The organism is Halarchaeum acidiphilum MH1-52-1 (genome assembly GCF_000474235.1).
Classification (GTDB): Archaea; Halobacteriota; Halobacteria; order Halobacteriales; family Halobacteriaceae; genus Halarchaeum; species Halarchaeum acidiphilum.
The window spans coordinates 1-16,337 of the sequence record NZ_BATA01000059.1; the positions used below are offsets into that span (position 1 = coordinate 1).

Here is a 16,337-nt window from a genome sequence, read left to right on the forward strand (position 1 = left end):
GCTTCGCCGTCCGCGAGGTTCGGCGCGTCGACGAGCTTGACGATGCGCTTGTCACCCTTCGATTTGCGGAGGTAGATGCGGAAGGTCGAGGTGTGTCCGAGGATGTTTCCACCGATGGGCTTCGTCGGGTCGCCGAAGAAGGAGTCGGGGTTCGACTGCACCTGATTGGTGATGACGACGGCGGTGTTGTGGAGGTCGCCGACGCGCAGTAGGTCGTGGAGGTGCTTGTTGAGCTTCTGCTGGCGGTCGGCGAGTTCGCCGCGGCCCACGTACTCCGCGCGGAAGTGCGCGGTGAGCGAGTCGACGCAGAGCAGACGCACCGGCCACTCGGTGTCCTCGTTCTCTTGGGCGACCTCCTTTGCCTTCTCGGCGAGGAGGATCTGGTGATTGGAGTTGAACGCCTTCGCGACGTGAATCTTGTCGAGGATGCTCTCGAGGAGCGCGTCGAGGTCCGCTTCCGAGTCGGCGCTCCCCTCTTCGATGCCGTGGAGTTCCATGGTGTCCTCGATGACGTCCGCATCGAGCCCGCGAACCATGTCGTCGATCCGCTCCGGGCGGAAGGTGTCCTCGGAGTCGATGAAGACGGCGGAGCCTTCAAGCCCGCCGTGCTCCTCGGGGAGCTGGACGTTGACGGCGAGCTGGTGGGTCACCTGCGATTTCCCGGCGCCGAACTCGCCGTACACCTCGGTGATGGACTGCGTCTCGACGCCGCCGCCGAGGAGGTCGTCGACTTCGGAGATGTTCCACGAGAGCTTACCGATCTGTTCGCGGCGTTCGAGGACGGCGGTTCCGGACTCGAACCCGCCGATATCGGCGTGCTCGCGTGCGCTCTGGATGATGTCGCCGGCGCTGGACTCGCCGACGTCGCCGGTGTTGGAGAGCTCGCCGGGGCTGGCGACGGCGATGCTCTGATAGGAGTCGTAGCCGGCGTCGCGGAGCTTCTCGGCGGTCGCGGGACCGACGCCGGAGAGCTCCTCTAAGTCTACATCGGGCATGTACACATCCGTTGTGCGCCCGCGCGGATAAACCCTCGTGCACAGCACGGTGAAAGTGAAACTGTGAGACGGGAGGCGGTCGCTCCGCGGGCCGTGACGAATGTTGAAACGAGAAGAGCAGGTGCGTCCTATCGGGAGCGCGTCACTCCCACGGGTGGCCGCCGGGCGCGTCGGGCCAGAGCGGGTACCAGTACGACGTATCGTCCTCCACGTCGAGTTCGCCGTCGAGGACGGACTGGAGCGTGACCTCGGTGCTCGAATCTCGTTCGTGGTCGCCCGCGGGCGCGAAGGGGTAGAACGCGCCGCGCTTGAACGAGTAGACCCAGTAGACCGTCCGACCGTCGTCGATGGGGTCGAAGCCGAAGACCGCGGCGAGGAGCCGATCGCCGTAGCCGCGCTCGACGAGCGTGTCCGCGGCGACGTAGAGTTCGGTCGTGAGATCGGTGACGTCGTCGCGCTCCACGACCGCCCACGTGTAACCGTGGTCGTCCGTGCGAATCTCGGAGAAGCCGTCGCCCTCCAAGACGTCCGCGACGTCGCGCAGGGTGCTCCGGAAGTCCGTCGAGTCCATCGCGGAGAGACAGAGACCCGCCCGATCCGCGGGGACGTAGTCGAGGTCGGCCTCCATCGTCACCGCGGCCGCGTTCAACTGGAAGAAGTCCTCCGGGTCCGCGGGTCGCGTCGCGTCCGCCTCGGCGCTGAGGCCGAGGACGTCGCGAACGGTGCTGAACAGGCCCATCTACGCGCTCGCCCGGGACTCCATCTCTCGCTCCAGCGCGCGGAGGCGCTCGACGCGCTTCTCCGTCGGCGGGTGGGTGCTGAACAGCCGAGTGAGCGTCCCCCCGGAGAGCGGGATGATGAAGAACGCGTTCATCTCGGCCTGCTCGCGCATGTCCTCCGTGGGCACGCGGTCCATCCGGCCGTCGATCTTCAGGAGCGCGGAGGCGAGCGCCGCGGGGTTCCCGGAGATGAGCGCGCCGCCGCGATCCGCCGCGTACTCGCGGTAGCGACTGAGCGCGCGGATGAGCAGGTAGGAGACGACCCAGACGACGAGCGAGACGACGATCGCGACCCAGATCGGCGCGCTGTTCTGGTTGCGCTCGCGCCCGCCGCCGAAGAGCCACCCCCAGCGCACGATGACGAACGCGATCGTCGAGAGGAACGACGCGATCGTCATCACCGCCATGTCGCGGTGTTTGACGTGCGCGAGCTCGTGCGCGAGGACGCCGTCGAGTTCCTCGTCGTTCAGCGTGTCGAGCAGACCGGTCGTGACGCAGACGACCGCGCTGTTCTTCGAGCGCCCCGTCGCGAAGGCGTTCGGGACGCGCGAGTCGACGACCGCGACGGCCGGCTTCGGCAGATCGGCGCCCTGCGCGAGCCGTCCCACCGTCCCGTGCAGGTGGGGGTACTCGTCCTCCGAGACCTCGCGTGCGCCCATACTCCAGAGCGTGAGCCGATCGCTGAAGAAGTACTGGACGAGCGAGAACCCGCCGATGAAGACCGCCATCAGGAGGAGCCCGCCGCCGAGATAGGCGACGAGCGCCCCCGCGAAGACGAGGTAGAGGACGAACAGCAGGACCATCGTGAGGACCATCCGGGCCCGGAGGCCCCAGTCCGTGTGCCACTCCATGTAGTCGCTCTTGGCGGTGTGAGACTAAAAGCCGTCCCCACGGGGCGGGGGCGTCGCGGGAGGACCGCGAGTGCCAGTAGTGCCAGTTCTGCCAGAACACACCACCGATGCCAGTATTGCCGTCACCCCCCACACCACCGATGCCAGTAAAACCGAGATGGGGGGAGTGGTGTTTCCAGTGGAACGACGGCGCGATAGCGGGCCATCGGAACGACACCCCCGTCGTACAGGAACGCCGCGACCGTCGAGAGTACACCGGCAACACCACCCCTCACTGGAAGCAACACTTCCGGGACGTCCGATGGGATACTTGAATGGGATTGTCGCCACCTACACACCACCAATGCCAATAGAACCAGAGGGATTCCGGACTATTGGCGGACCACCACACGCGCCAGTAATGCCATAACCCACACCACTAGTGCCAGTAACGCAAGCGGGTACGGCAACGGTATCGGTCCCCCACACCACCTGTGCCAGTATTACGACGAACGGCAGAGACCCGACACATCGTGGTACCGTTGACAGTTTCAGCGGTGCCGCCAATCGAAACGGGAAATCGGAACCGTCCGACGGCGCGACGTTGGCGCGGTTTCGAACGCGGCTCTCCGTCGTCTCCAAGCTGGCGATACAGAAATTGGTGGTGTGTCTCTCCGGCGGACGCGAGGAACCCCCGTGCTCGCCCCCTTCTCTCGCGGCACGGCCGGATACTGGCACGAGTGGTGTGTGACTGTCGCCGCCGAGAACGATCAACACACCTCGTGGGCGTTTCTCGTTCCGCCGGCAGTATCGGCGATCTGTGGTGCGGAGTCCGCGATGGCACTCCGTGCTCGACTGGGTTCACTGGCATCGGTGGTGTGTCTCTCCGACCTCGCGGCGAGCGCGCTCGGGCCTGCGACGTTTCGGAGACGATCGTCGGCGGCTCTCGCACGGAAGGGCCGAGTTTAACCCCGTTCGCCACGTAGGCGGCCCAACATGAGCGACGCCGCGTTCTGCCCGCGCTGTGGCGACCCCGCCCCGGAGGGGGCGACGGGGCACACTCGCCGCGAGCGGGCGCTCTGTAACGACTGCTATTTCGAGGACTTCGAGCTCGTGGACGCGCCCGAGCGCGTGGAGGTGACGGTCTGCGCGCACTGCGGCGCGGTCGAGCGGGGGAACCGCTGGGAGGACGTCGGCGCGCGCGACTACACGGACGTCGCGATCGAGTCCGTCTCGGAGGCGCTCGGCGTCCACGTCGAGGCCGAGGACGTCTCGTGGGGCGTCGACCCCGAGCAGGTGGACGAGACGTCGATCCGGATGCACTGTCAGTTCTCCGGCGTCGTTCGGGGCGAACCCTTGGTGGAGGAGTTCACCGTCCCCGTGAAGATCGCGAAGCAGACCTGCCAGCGCTGCGGGCGGATCGCGGGCGACTACTACGCGAGCGTCGTGCAGGTGCGCGCGGTCGGCGAGCGCACGCCGACGAGCGAGGAGACGGAGCGCGCCCGCGAGATCGCCGAGGAGATCACGGAGTCGATGGAGGCGACGGGCGATCGGAACGCGTTCGTCACCGAGGTCGCGGAGAAGCCGGAGGGGCTCGACCTGAAGCTCTCGGACACCAAGATCGGCAAGAACGTCGCGCGCAAGCTCACCGAGGAGTTCGGGGGCGGCTTCTCCTCCTCGGAGACGCTCGTCACCGAGGACGAGGACGGCGACGAGGTGTATCGGGTGACGTTCGCGATCCGCCTCCCGGAGTTCGTCTCCGGCGACGTGATCGACATCGAGGGCGACGACGGCGGGCCGGTGCTCGTGCGCTCCGTGCAGGGGAACCTGAAGGGCGTGCGCCTGACGACCGGCGAGGCGTTCGAGGCGACCCACGAGGTCGGCGACGCCCCCGACGCCCGAAAGCTCGGGACGCGTGACGATGCGGCGGAGACGACCCTCGTCGCCGTCGAGGACGCGAACGCCGTGCAGGTGCTCGACCCCGAGACGTACGCCTCGGTGACGGTCGCGCGCCCCGACTACCTCGACACGGACGACGCGGAAGTGCCGGTGTTGAAGTCCCGCGCGGGTCTCCACGTCCTGCCGTCGTGAACGCGCTCGCCATCGTCGTTCCGAAGACGGAGACGGAGGAGAAACTCGACGCGCTCGACGCGGAGGGGGTCTACGACACCGCGCGGAAGGTGCGTGAGCACGACGCCGAGCGCGTCGAACTCCCCGTGCTCGCCGAGCCGCGCGCGACGACGTTCGACGCGCTCGTCGAACAGGACGATCCGGAGATCCGGGCGGCGGGTCTCGACGACTACCTCCGCGAGCGCGGATGGGACGGAGAGGAGATCGAACGCGCACCGTCGTCGTGGGCGCTCATCGGCGACGTCGTGCTCGTCGCGTTCCCCGACGCGCTCGGCGCGGACGAACGGGCGTCGGTCGGCGAGGCGCTCCTCGACCTCCACGGCGAGGCCGACACGGTGCTCGCACGCGAGGGCGTGGCGGGCGAGGCGCGCGAACCCGACGTGACGGTCGTCGCCGGGAGCGGCGATACGGAGACGATACACACCGAGCACGGCACGAGGTACGCCCTCGACCTCGCGGACGTGCTGTTCGCGCCCGGCAATCAGGCCGAGCGCGTCCGGATGGGCGAGGTGGTGAGCGCAGACGAGCGCGTCCTCGACATGTTCGCGGGGATCGGCTACTTCGCGCTCCCGATGGCGCGCGCCGGCGCGAGCGTCGTGGCCGTCGAGCGGAACCCCGCGGCCTTCCGCTATCTCGCCGAGAACGCCCAGCTGAACGGCGTCGCCGATCGGGTCGAGTGCGTCCTCGGCGACTGCCGCGAGTACGACGCGACGGAGTCGTTCGACCGCGTCGTCATGGGGTACTACGATAGCCTCGGCGGCTACGGGACGAGCGATACCGAGGACGTCCGGAGCGACTACCTCGCGGCGGCGTTCGACGCCCTCGACGGCACCGGAACGCTCCACGTCCACACGACCTGTCCGGAGGCCCGATTCCCCGCCCGCTCGGACGCGCGACTGCGGGCGGCGGCGGACGAACACGGCGTGCGCGTGGCGAGCGTTGACGCGCGCGTCGTGAAATCGCACAGCGAGGGCGTCGTGCACGGCGTCCTCGACGCGGTGATCGGCGATGGGTGAGGGCGAGCGCCACGTCTGGCTGGCGATCCTCCTCGTGTTGATCCTCGTCGGCGCGACGATCGTCTGGGCGCTCGTGTAGGTGCGACGGTTTCGGTATCCGAGTCGAACCGGGAGTCGCGTGGACCGACGGTGACGTCGCGCGTCGTCGCGCGAACGACGCAGTCCATCGATTAGCGAAGCTGGCCGTTCAGCGCCGCTTCTCGCCGCTCTGTCGCGGTATCCGTCGCCGCGACCGTCGTCTCCGAGGGCTAGTCGACGTCCCAGACGTCCGCCATCGGGCTGTGGCGCTCGGTAGCGTCCGCGTCGTCGCGGGGCGTGCCGTCGGCGTCGTCGTTGCTCGCCCGACTCGTGCCGCCGGTCCCGCCCGATCGACCCCCTCCGCTTCGGGTGGAGCCGGTCGCGGCGTCGCGGGGACTCGACGGCCGGCCGGGCGAGACGTTCGCGGTGGCGGCGTCGGCGTCGAGGGCGGGGAGGTCCGGCGTCGTCATGCGGTCGACCTGTTCGCGGAACCACGGCGGCATGTCCGTTCGCGCGCGCTCGAAGACGTCGAGCACGGAGTCGTCCGCGATGTAGGTCGCGCCGTGGTCGTCGGGCGCGCGGACGACGCGGCCGGCGGCCTGAATGACGGTACGGAGCGCGCTGCGGTAGTACCACGCCCACTGGCCGTCTTCGAGGCGGCGCGCGACCCGCGAGTCGTTCGTGTTGAGGAACGGCGCCTTGCAGAGCAACTGCCAGCGCGCGAGGTCGCCCTCGAGGTCGAGGGCCTCCTCCATCTTCACGGCGAGGAAGGCCTCTGGTTCCGAACTCGCCTTCCACGCCTCCAAGTCGGCGTCTCGCGTGTCGCTCCCGTGCGCGCGCACCCGATCCGCGACGCCGAGCGCGGCGAGTTCGTCGACGAGCGCCTCCTGAATCGCGTAGGAGTGGCAGTGGACGATCCCCTTCTCGTCGGGGTGGGCGGCCATGACGCGCGCGAGGACCCGGGCGACCCGCGGGAGGGTCTCGTCGCGCTCCTCGTAGGTCATCTTCCCCTGCGACACGTCGTAGAGCGGACGGTTCTCGACGGGGAAGGTGTGTTCGACGTCGACGAGCGCGACGGACGCGGGATCCAATCCCACGGCGCGGCAGAACGAGTCCTTATCGAGGATGGTCGCGGAGAGGAGCGCGAAGCGGTTCGCGCGGTCCCAGACGGTGTGCCGGAGATACCGGGCGGGGTTCATCGGCTTGGCCGTGATCGTGCCGTCGGCGGCCTGATCGACGACCCACGTCGTTCCGGACTCGGGATCGCGGTAGTCCTCCGCGAACCACGACGCCTCGGAGATGAGTTCTTGGAGCCGGTCGCGCTCGGCGGCCTCCTCGGCGTCGAGTTCGTCCGCGCCGAGCAGTTCGTCCTTCCGTGACTCGCAGGTCGAGACGAGGGTGTCGGTGAAGCGCGCGGCCGCCTCGGCGCCGTCGATCTCGGGTACGCGGAGGTCGTTCCACACTGGCACCGTCCGCGGGCCGAGTTCGACGGTGGCGTACATCTCCGCCCACTCCGCCAGCCCGTGCGCCTCGTCGATGACGCAGACGTCGCGCGTGCGGAAGACCTCGCTCCCCGCGGTGCGCATGAAGTACGCGAGCGTCATCGCGGCGTGCGAGCGCGCGGAGGCGACGGCGCGCGCCGAGAAGTACGGACAGCGGTGTTTGACCGCGCAGTCGTATCCCCGTTCGCGGGCGCACGGCGCGCGATCGACCGGCGTGTGCTCCTCGTCCGGGAGGATACAGGTGTAGTTGTTCTTCCCTCTGATCACCTTGAGATCGTCCAGCAGGTCGTCGGCGGCGACGTCGTCGAGCTGCGAGACCTGCGGCGTCGTGTAGTAGGCGCCCGTCGCCTGATGGGGGTCGGCCTCGTCGACGCCGCGCGCGCAGCCCATGATCGCGCGGGCGATGAGCGACTTCCCCGAACCGGTCGGCGCGCGCACGAGGACGACGTCGTTGCCCGCCTCGAAGGCGTCGCGGACGTCCGAGAGCGCCCGTTCCTGCGCGCCGCGATAGGACGGCGCGGGGAATTCGGCGTGGATGCGCGCCGGTTTCACTGCCTGATCGTGACGCCGCCGCGCGCCTTAACCCCCGCGCTCGTCGGGGCGACGGTGCGCGTCACTCGTCGGTGATCTCGCGAACGTCCGCCCGCGTCGGGTCCTCCGGGAGCGTCTCGATGCAGTCGAAACAGAGGAAGAACTCGCTCTCGTCACCGAGTTCGAGCGTCAGCCCGCCGGCCCCCTCCTTTTCGAGCGATCCGAAGTCCCAGAAATCACCGACACCGCCCGGGACCTCGACGCGGCTCCCGCAGGCGTCGCAGCGTCGCTTGCTCATACCACCCGTCGGGGCGCCGGCCCTTTCGCCCTGTCGGGGAAGGTTTTCGTTGCGGTGACACCAACCGGTACGGCATGGAGGTGAACTGCGAGGGGTGTGCGGGGTGCTGTCTCGACTGGCGCCCGCTCGTCGCCGCCCCCGACGATCACGAGCGCCGGGGAGCGCGTCCCCCGCTCGACGACACGTATAACCTCGTTCCGCTGACTCGCGAGGACGTCCGCGAATTCGTCGATTCGGGGTACGGCGACGCGCTGACGCCGCGACTCTGGTCGCCCGCGGAGGGCGACGATCGGGTCGAGATCGACGGCACGGCGGTCGCCGCGGTCGGCGACCGTCCGGTCTTCTTCGTCGGGCTGCGAAAACCGCCGAAGCCCGTCGCGCCGTTCGATACCGAGGCGCGCTGGCTCCCGACCTGCGCGTTCCTCGATCCCGAGACGCTCCAGTGTCGGATTCACGATTCGGCGCTCTATCCGGAGGAGTGCGGGGACTATCCGGGGCACAACCTCGCGCTGGAGGCGGAGACGGAGTGCGAGCGCGTCGAGGACGCGTTCGGCGGGGAGCGACTCGTCGACGGCGAAGCCCCCGAGGACGCGGGGGTCCTGCTCGGCCCGCAGGCGCTCGGCGAGAAGGTGTTCTGCTATCCGGACGCCGACGAGCTAACGGGCGTGGTCGAGCGACTGCTGGCGGGCGAGTTGCGACAGGCCGATCGCGCGGCGTTCGTCGGCGTCGCCGCGGCGAGCGCGCCCGGGACGGCCGCGGTGGAGCCGACGAAGCGCGAGACGTACACCGAGCGCGCCGAAGACGCGGACTCGTGGGCCGGGCGAGCGGCCGCGGAGTGGGTGCAGCGAGCCGCGAACGCCGAGAAGCGGTCGGACGGCGCGGACCAGTCGCTCGCGGTGCATGTGGAGGAGGAGCGCGGGGCGCCGTCAACGCCCGGCTGGGAGTGAGAGTTCAGTTTCGCTTCATCTGCTTGAACTGATCGAGCAGCGCCTCGGTGGAGTCCCCGGAGTCGTACGTGACCGTCCCGTGGTACTCGGTCCGGTCGTCGTCCGCGCGCAGATCGACGTCGGCGTTCTTCCGTTCGCGGCGCTCGTGTTCGTCTTCGTCGTAAGATCCGATGGACATGGTATCGTTACCCATGGGTATTCCACCCACCCTAAAGAGGGTATCGGAGGGCGGCAAAACTCCCCCGAAGGTGTTCAGAAGGAGACCGGATCGTGGCCGTCGACGCCCATGGGCGTCGGATCGCGGTCGGAGTAGCCGACGCGGCCGACGGCGTCCTGCCCGACCGCGCCGTAGACGGCGTGGACCGCCGCCGTCGCGTCCGCGAACTCGTCGTCACCGGTCCGCGCGAGGACGTCGCCGAGGCACTCCTCGCCCGTCGGGTGTTCGATGCGCACCTCGCCGTACGCCGCGCGCAGGTCGTCTATCGTCGCCGGGTAGGTCGCGTCTTCGAGCAGGTCAGTCGCCGTTCGGAGCGTCATCACAACCACGTCTATCGGGGATGATCATTATGAATTTGGTGGGAGAAGAGATAGCACGGAACGGGGAGTGCGTTCTTCCCTCGGCCGGTCGTATCCCCGGTGTGCCCCACGCCGACCTCCACGTCCACACGACGGCCTCCGACGGAACGCTCGCGCTCGACGAGGTCCCGGCCGCCGCCCGGCGCGCCGGCGTCGAGGCCGTCGCCGTCACCGACCACGACACCCTGAACACGGGGCTGGACGCACCGCTGTCTGAGCGGGACGGCATCGAGTTCGTCCGGGGGATCGAACTTCGCGTCGCGGCGCCCGCCCAGCGCGTCGACCTACTCGGCTACGGCGTGCGCGAGACGCCCGCGCTTCGCGAGGAGACCGCACGCCTCGAACGCGACCGGATCGAGCGCGGACGACGGATCGTCGCGAACGTCGAGTCACGCCTCGGGATCGACCTCGGTCTCGACGTCGAGCCGGGGTTCGGTCGCCCGCACGTCGCGCGCGCCGTCGTCGCCCATCCCGGCACCGACTACGACGAGGTGGGTGCGGTGTTCGACGACCTCATCGGCGAGGACGGCCCGTGCTACGTCGCTCGCGACGTCCCCACGTTCGAGCGCGGCCGCGACCTCCTCAGCGACGCCTGCGGGGCGGTCGGTCTCGCCCATCCGCTCCGGTACGCCGACCCGGACGCCGCGCTCGCGCTCTGCGAATCGCTCGACGCCGTCGAAGTCCACTACCCCTACGATCGGCCCGTGGGGCAGAGCGCGGGGCCGACCGGTGGGAGTGTCCGCGGTAACGCGAGCGGTGAAACGGCGAGCGACGACGCGGACGCCCACGAGGACGGACCAGCGCGCGTCGAGCGCGCCGTCGAGCGATACGACCTGCTCTCGCTCGGCGGGAGCGACGTGCACGACGAGACGCTCGGCGTCGCCGGCATCGACAGCGGCGAATATCTCCGTCTCCGGCGTCGTATCCGGGGTTGAACGGGCCGCGCACTTATGGTGCTACGGGCCCGACTGTCACGTATGCGCTGTCACTACTGTGACCGGACCGCCGACGTCTCCGTCGACAAGTCCGGCGTGCGCGTCGGGCTCTGCGAGGAGCACTTTCAGGAGCGCCTGGACGAACTCGCGGACTCCGAGGCGCTCTCCCGGCTCCGCGAACAGCTCGACATCGACCGAGCCTGACGCCGCCGAGCGCCCGGACACGGCCTGCTCGGACGACGAGAACGCGGTCCGTCGTTCTTCACGTCTCTCTGGTCACAAGCAGTAGCCGCGACAGGAGTGCCCGGCGTTCTCGGGCGCCGTATCGACCGACGAGCGGCGGCGCCGTCGCCTCGGGCGTTCCGCTGGCGCTCACGCTCGTGGCTCGCGGCTCCCTACCCTACACCCTACGGTCGTCGCTCGATCGTTCCGAGCCTGCCTCCGTCAGGCTCGTGTGCTCACGCCTCGCCTCACACGGGACGTCTCAGCGTTCGCTCGTCCCGCGCGTTCCGCTGGCGCTCACGCGCGAGTGCTGTCCACGTCGATCGCATCCACCGGACAGACGTCCACGCAGAGCATGCAGTCGATGCACTGCGTCTCGTTCGCGGGATCGGCCTTCCGCTCGCTCGTCGGGTGGTCGGGCGTCTCCACCCACTCGAAGACGTCGACTGGGCAGTCCTCAATGCACGCGCCGTCCGCGTCGCAGATATCGAAGTCGACGGCGACGTGCGTCCCGTGGATTCCCAGCGTCTCGGGCTCGTCCACGGGCCCCCAGACGTCGTGCCCCTCGTGGTCCCCCACGACCTCGCGGTTCTCGTCGAAGCTCGGATCGATAGCCATATCGGAGGGAGTGGCGCCGCTCGCTTAAACGACCGGGACCGCGCGCGGCGACGCGTCGTGGGTGTGGCCGGCAGCTTTGAAACGACGGCGGCCCACAGTTCGCGTGTGCACACCGTCTCGCTCGCCGATCAGGACACCCGGATGGGTCCGGCGTCCACCGTCTACGCGCTCACCGACGCCCTCGGCGCGTCGGACCTCGCGCTGAACTACTACGAGCTCGAACCGGAGGAGTCGACCGCGTACGGCTACCACAGCCACGCGAACCAAGAGGAGGTCTTCTACGTCCAAGCGGGCGAACTCACCTTCCGGACCGCGGAGGGCGACGTCACCGTCGGCGCGGGCGAACTCGTCCGCTTCGGTCCGGGGGAGTTCCAACGCTCGCGGAACAGCGGCGACGACACCGCCGTCGTCCTCGCGATCGGCGCACCGCAGGAGTCCGGCGAAACCGTCCTGCGCCGCGAGTGCGAGGCGTGCGGCGGGGAGACCCGCCACGACGTCGAACTCGGCGAGGACCACGACGAGATCCTCGTCCGCTGTCGCGACTGTGGCACCGTCACGGGGCGATACGAGTGACACGCGCTGACCGCGACGGAGCACACCCGGCGCGGATCTCTACGACGACGACTGCGGCTTCTGCACGTGGTGCGTCGAGCGCGCGCTCGATCGCGGCGACTTCGAACCCGTCGGCTTCTCCGAACTCAGCCCCGATCAGCGCGCGCGCCTGCCGGACGACTACGAGAGGTCCGCGCATCTCCTCACTGACGACGTCGCGTACTCCGCCGGCGAGGCCGTCGAACAGGCGCTCGTTCGGATGTTCCCCGCGATCGAGGGCGTCGTCGACGAACTGCGCGAGTTCGAGACGTACCGGGAACTCCGCGAGGGTCTCTATCGGTGGGGCGCAGACCACCGCGACTGGTGGGGTACGCTCGTGAGCGCTTGTCCGCCGGCGCGACGGCCCGAGGAGCGGGAGTCGGGGCGCCGAGAGTAGGGTGACGGTCAGTCGGACGCGGAGGGGCCGGCGCTCGCGGCGAGCTCGCAGAAGTTGTCGAAGAGCCGCTTGGCCTCGCAGGCCGCCTCGTAGTGATCGGCGTCGATGCCGTCGAGGACCGTAGCCTTTCGGTCATCCGCGAGGTCGTCCTTGCGCTTAGTGACGCGCTCCGCGGTGCGGGTGTCGTATTCGGGGTGGAACTGGACGCCGTAGGCGTTCCCGCGACGGAAGGCGTGGACGCCGTACTCGTTCTCCGCGAGCAACGCCGCGCCCGGCGGAAGCTCCGTCACGGCGTCCGAGTGCGTCGTGAACACCGTGAACTCGGTGTCGACGCCGTCGAAGAGCGGGTCGCTCCCGTCGTGGGCGACGCTCCGGTAGCCGATCTCGTACTCCTCCATGTCGTCGACGGTGCCGCCGAGCGCCTCGGCGACGAGCTGGTGGCCGAAACAGACGCCGAGGATCGGGAGACCGCGGCGATCGGCGTCGGCGACCCACTCGCGCGCCGGCGCGATCCACTCCTGCTCGTCGTCCCAGTAGACGGACGAACGCGAGCCCGTGACGATGACGGCGTCGAAGTCGTACGAGTCGGGCAATTCGCCGCCGGCGACGTGGAACTCGGCGAGGTCCGCGTCGACCTCGCGGCGGAAATTCCTCGCGGTGTCCGCCGGATCGTGCGCGGCATTCAACAGCGCGATGCGGAGGTCTGCCATAGATGTGTCCAACTACCGCGGACGAATAAGGATTGCCGCCGGTCGGGGTGTCGCCGCTATCGCGGACGGCGGCGCGCGAACGGATCCGCGTCTCGGACGCTCACGCTTCCGCGACGTCGCGCAGGATCTCCGGTGCGCACTCAAGGGCGTCGTCGACCCTCTCGGCGTCGGGACCGCCACCCTGCGCGAAGTCCGCCGGACCGCCACCGCCGCCGCCGACCATTCCGGCCAGTTCGCTCACGACCCGTCCGGCGTTCACGGGCACGTCCTCGGGAACGCTGACGACGAACTGCGCGCCGTCCAGCCCGGAGCCGACGACCGCGATCTTCCCGTCTTCGGCGAGCGCGTTCGCCGTCGCGCGCAACTCGTCCATGTCCGCGTCGAGGCGCTGGATCGTCGCCGTCCACTCGCCGATCTCGACCTCCTCGCCGCCGGCACCGCCCGACGCGCGGGCCTCCGCGAGCTGCTCTTTCAGCTCCTCGATGCGCTTGCCGCGATCCTTCCACTCCGTGAAGAAGCGTTCGGCGGTCTCGGGCACCTCCGGCGGCGCGACGTCGAACGTCGCCGCGGTCTCGCGGAGGTAGTCCTCTTGGGCCTGATCGTGTTCGAGCGCGGCGATCCCCGCCGCGAACGTGATGCGCTCGACGCCGTCCTGAATGCGCTCGGTGTTCAGGATGCGGATCGATCCGATGTCGCCCGTGCGCTTCACGTGCGTCCCCGCACACGCCTGTACGTCCTCCGCGACGTGGATCAGTCGGATGTTCTCCCCCGGCGGGATCCCCCCCTGATAGAGGTCGAAGCCGTGCTCGGCCTCGGCCTCGTGGCGGTGGGGCCACTCCTGCTCGACGACCGAGTTATCCGTCACGATCTCGTTCGCGACGCGCTCGATCGCCTTCGCCTCGTCGCGCGAGATGCGATCGTAGTGGCTGACGTCGATGCGCGAGGAGTCCGTGCCCTTCTGCGCGCCCGCCTGCCGGACGTGCGGGCCGAGGACCTCGCGGGCGGCGTGGCCGATGATGTGCGTCGCCGTGTGGTGTTGCATCAGGCGCCGGCGGCGCGACATGTCGATCTGGCCGCGGACGAACTCGCCCTTCCCCGGATCCTCGTCCGCCCGGTGGAGGACGACGTCGTCGCGCACCTGCACGTCCGAGATCTGCACGGTCTTGTCGTCCGTCGAGAGCGTCCCGTGATCGGCCGGCTGGCCGCCGCCCTCCGGGTAGAACATCGTCTGATCGAGGACGACGTCGTACGCCGGGCCGCCGTCCTCGCCCTCGCCGTCGCGCTCGAAGACGTCGAGCACCACGGCCTCGAACTCCGCCCTGTACTGGTCGTCGTAGTAGAGCTCCTCCGTGTCGGGGAGGTCCTGCAGGCGCTCGTCCGTCTCCTCACTCGACTCGAAGGCCTCCGCCGAGTCGTGCCGGGAGGCGACGAGCGAGTAGAAGTCGTCCGGCTCGTCCACCTGCGCGCCGACGTCCTCCGCGATCTCCGTCACCATGTCCGGCTGGAGACCGTGGCTGTCGTAGAACTCGACGAGCTGGCTCGCCGGGATCGGATCGCCGCGCTCCGCGTACTCCTCCGCGAGCTGTTCGACCTTCCGGGAGCCCCGTTCGAGGGTCTCCTCGTACTTCCGGACCTCCGAGCGCACGATGTCGCGGATCGTCTCGCGGTTCCCGTAGTCGAGGCGCTCGGCCTGCCGGTCCACGAGATCCTCGAGATCGACGTTCGCGTCCACGTCGTCGATGAGGCGAACCGTCCGGCGCAGCACCATCCGCGCGAGGTAGCCCGTCCCGACGTTCGATGGCACGATCCCGTCGCCGAACATGTAGGCGAGCGTGCGGACGTGGTCGGCGATCGCGTAGATGTCCTCCAGCGGCCGCATCAGCTCGTGGAGGCGCTCGGTCTCGACGCCGAGCTTGTCCGCGATGTTGTCGCGCGCCGCGTCCATGTCCTCGACCTCGTCGATGTCGAGGTGACCCGCGAGCTTCGCGGCGCGATGAATGAGTTCCTCCTCCTCCTCCGTGTGGTCGATCTTCGCCGCGTCCTTCAGGTAGGCGATGGCGTCCGGATAGACCGCCTCGTACACCGTCGGCGTCCCCTGCGAGACCCACGTCCAGCGTTCGAGACCGTACCCCGTGTCCACGATGTACGTGTCCATCGGCGAGTACGTGTTTCCGTCCTTCATCTCGTACTCGCCCTCGGGGTCCTCCTCCATCGACATGAAGACGAGCGTCGCGAGTTCGGCGCCCTTGTACAGCACCTCGAAGGCCGGCCCGGCGTTCCCGCCGCCGACCCACGGGTCCTCGATGTAGGTGATATCCGCGGGGTCCGCGCCCATGTCGACGAAGAACTCGTCGCAGTAGGCGACCGTCTCCTCCTTCCAGTAGACCTCGCCCTCGTAGGCGTACTCGTCCTCGGCGTCCTCGCGGGCGTTGAACGCCGTGTGCGACATCATCTCGAACGCCATCGTGTGCCGCCCCGTCTTCCCGACGTTGTCGATGTCCTGCATCCGGATGCAGGGCTGGCTGATCGTGAGCGGGTTCGCGGGCGGCGGCGTCTGGCCCGAGGTGACCAGCGGCTGGAAGTCGTAGATCGACGCCTGCGTCAAGAGGACGTCGTCGCGCCAGCGGTTCGCCGCGACCGGATACGGGTCGATCCGTTCGTGATCGTGCGCCTCGAAGAAGGAGAGGAAGCGCTCGCGCATCTCGACGAGCGAGTACTCCTCGTCGAAGCCCGGATCGTCGATGAACCCGTACTCCTCACAGGGCGGCTCCCCGCACGTCTCCCGGTCCGGGTCGCGGGTCCAGAAGTGCGCGCCGCACTCCGTGCACTGCCCGCGACGGAACCCCTCCTCCTCGAAATAATCGAGGCGGTACTCCGCTTCGAGGTCGCTCATTGCGTCTTTCTGACCGACCGAGCGGCAAAACGCTTCCGCACTAAGCCCTCGCGCCTTCGGCGCTCGTCGTTCGAGAGAGCAAAGCTCTCTCGTGATCACGAAAGGCGGCGCTGCCGTCTTTCGAACGACCCGTAGTATTCCACCAAGGCCCGCCGGCCGCATCCGGGCGGCGACGGCCGCCCGAACGCAGCGTGGGAGGACGGGCCGCCACCGCCGCGCGACGGCGACACCAACGGCACAGCCACGCGGCCGTGACGACCACACTACCGCCATCGCCACAGCTACACCGCAACTGCCACGCGACAGCCACGCTCCGCGACCGCCACAGCCTACACCGCAACTGCCACGC

Annotated in this window: 16 protein-coding genes and 1 pseudogene; 7 read left to right on the forward strand and 10 right to left on the reverse strand. The window is 69.0% G+C overall.

All coding sequences use genetic code 11. From position 1 onward, the window contains the following. The 3 genes from radA to htpX all read right to left on the reverse strand — a co-directional run. Positions 1–995 (reverse strand): DNA repair and recombination protein RadA (gene radA, locus AOZ13_RS10290; RefSeq protein WP_049934061.1); only part of this gene is annotated, 995 nt, incomplete at its 3' end. A gap of 142 nt (positions 996–1,137) precedes the next feature. Continuing rightward, the gene (gene pspAB, locus AOZ13_RS10295; RefSeq protein ID WP_020221896.1) at positions 1,138–1,734 is read right to left on the reverse strand and encodes a PspA-associated protein PspAB; all 597 of its coding nucleotides are present in this window, start codon (positions 1,732–1,734) and stop codon (positions 1,138–1,140) included. Next, entirely contained in the window at positions 1,735–2,625 is an 891-nt protein-coding gene (gene htpX, locus AOZ13_RS10300; protein ID WP_020221895.1) for a zinc metalloprotease HtpX, read from the reverse strand. A 975-nt stretch (positions 2,626–3,600) separates the two neighbouring features. Between htpX and AOZ13_RS10305 the strand changes: the two genes are divergently transcribed. Both AOZ13_RS10305 and AOZ13_RS10310 read left to right on the forward strand, forming a co-directional pair. Then, the gene (locus AOZ13_RS10305; protein WP_020221894.1) at positions 3,601–4,695 is read left to right on the forward strand and encodes a 60S ribosomal export protein NMD3; all 1,095 of its coding nucleotides are present in this window, start codon (positions 3,601–3,603) and stop codon (positions 4,693–4,695) included. Next, positions 4,692–5,750, forward strand: a complete 1,059-nt coding sequence (locus AOZ13_RS10310; RefSeq protein WP_020221893.1) for a class I SAM-dependent methyltransferase — start codon at positions 4,692–4,694, stop codon at positions 5,748–5,750. The genes AOZ13_RS10305 and AOZ13_RS10310 overlap by 4 nt, the downstream gene beginning before the upstream one ends. A 248-nt stretch (positions 5,751–5,998) precedes the next feature. On the opposite strand, the gene AOZ13_RS10315 is transcribed toward AOZ13_RS10310, so the two are convergent. Together AOZ13_RS10315 and AOZ13_RS10320 are read right to left on the reverse strand one after the other, a co-directional pair. Continuing rightward, on the reverse strand, positions 5,999–7,822 hold the full coding sequence (locus tag AOZ13_RS10315; protein ID WP_021780519.1) for a helicase C-terminal domain-containing protein: 1,824 nt from the start codon (positions 7,820–7,822) through the stop codon (positions 5,999–6,001). Between the two features lie 61 nt (positions 7,823–7,883). Next, the gene (locus tag AOZ13_RS10320; RefSeq protein WP_020222611.1) at positions 7,884–8,099 is read right to left on the reverse strand and encodes a DUF7561 family protein; all 216 of its coding nucleotides are present in this window, start codon (positions 8,097–8,099) and stop codon (positions 7,884–7,886) included. Positions 8,100–8,173: 74 nt separating this feature from the next. Here AOZ13_RS10320 and AOZ13_RS10325 point away from each other — a divergent pair, with 74 nt between their 5' ends. Continuing rightward, the gene (locus AOZ13_RS10325; RefSeq protein WP_021780520.1) at positions 8,174–9,046 is read left to right on the forward strand and encodes a YkgJ family cysteine cluster protein; all 873 of its coding nucleotides are present in this window, start codon (positions 8,174–8,176) and stop codon (positions 9,044–9,046) included. Between the two features lie 4 nt (positions 9,047–9,050). Here AOZ13_RS10325 and AOZ13_RS10330 read toward each other — a convergent pair whose 3' ends face one another. Beyond that, positions 9,051–9,224 carry a DUF5786 family protein gene (locus AOZ13_RS10330; RefSeq protein ID WP_020220744.1) on the reverse strand — a complete coding sequence of 58 codons (174 nt, stop codon included), beginning with the start codon at positions 9,222–9,224 and terminating at the stop codon, positions 9,051–9,053. A gap of 74 nt (positions 9,225–9,298) precedes the next feature. Further along, positions 9,299–9,583 carry a DUF5789 family protein gene (locus AOZ13_RS10335; protein ID WP_020220743.1) on the reverse strand — a complete coding sequence of 95 codons (285 nt, stop codon included), beginning with the start codon at positions 9,581–9,583 and terminating at the stop codon, positions 9,299–9,301. Positions 9,584–9,684: 101 nt separating this feature from the next. On the opposite strand from AOZ13_RS10335, the gene AOZ13_RS10340 reads away from it, so the two are divergent. Next, positions 9,685–10,557, forward strand: a complete 873-nt coding sequence (locus AOZ13_RS10340) for a PHP domain-containing protein (RefSeq protein ID WP_020220742.1) — start codon at positions 9,685–9,687, stop codon at positions 10,555–10,557. Between the two features lie 42 nt (positions 10,558–10,599). Then, a complete protein-coding gene (locus AOZ13_RS14495) occupies positions 10,600–10,761 on the forward strand; it encodes a DUF6757 family protein (RefSeq protein ID WP_020220741.1) in 162 nt (53 codons plus the stop codon). Positions 10,762–11,076: 315 nt separating this feature from the next. On the opposite strand, the gene AOZ13_RS10345 is transcribed toward AOZ13_RS14495, so the two are convergent. Beyond that, positions 11,077–11,397: a 4Fe-4S dicluster domain-containing protein gene (locus tag AOZ13_RS10345; RefSeq protein WP_020220740.1), complete on the reverse strand. Its 321-nt coding sequence runs from the start codon at positions 11,395–11,397 to the stop codon at positions 11,077–11,079. A gap of 105 nt (positions 11,398–11,502) precedes the next feature. On the opposite strand from AOZ13_RS10345, the gene AOZ13_RS10350 reads away from it, so the two are divergent. Beyond that, entirely contained in the window at positions 11,503–11,970 is a 468-nt protein-coding gene (locus AOZ13_RS10350) for a cupin domain-containing protein (protein ID WP_020220739.1), read from the forward strand. Between the two features lie 49 nt (positions 11,971–12,019). Next, positions 12,020–12,385 (forward strand): annotated as a pseudogene (locus AOZ13_RS10355) (DCC1-like thiol-disulfide oxidoreductase family protein); the annotation flags it as partial. A gap of 8 nt (positions 12,386–12,393) precedes the next feature. Here AOZ13_RS10355 and AOZ13_RS10360 read toward each other — a convergent pair. Next, positions 12,394–13,095, reverse strand: a complete 702-nt coding sequence (locus AOZ13_RS10360; RefSeq protein WP_020220737.1) for a type 1 glutamine amidotransferase — start codon at positions 13,093–13,095, stop codon at positions 12,394–12,396. Between the two features lie 100 nt (positions 13,096–13,195). Beyond that, a complete protein-coding gene (gene alaS, locus AOZ13_RS10365; protein ID WP_020220736.1) occupies positions 13,196–15,988 on the reverse strand; it encodes an alanine--tRNA ligase in 2,793 nt (930 codons plus the stop codon). Positions 15,989–16,337: the final 349 nt, after the last annotated feature.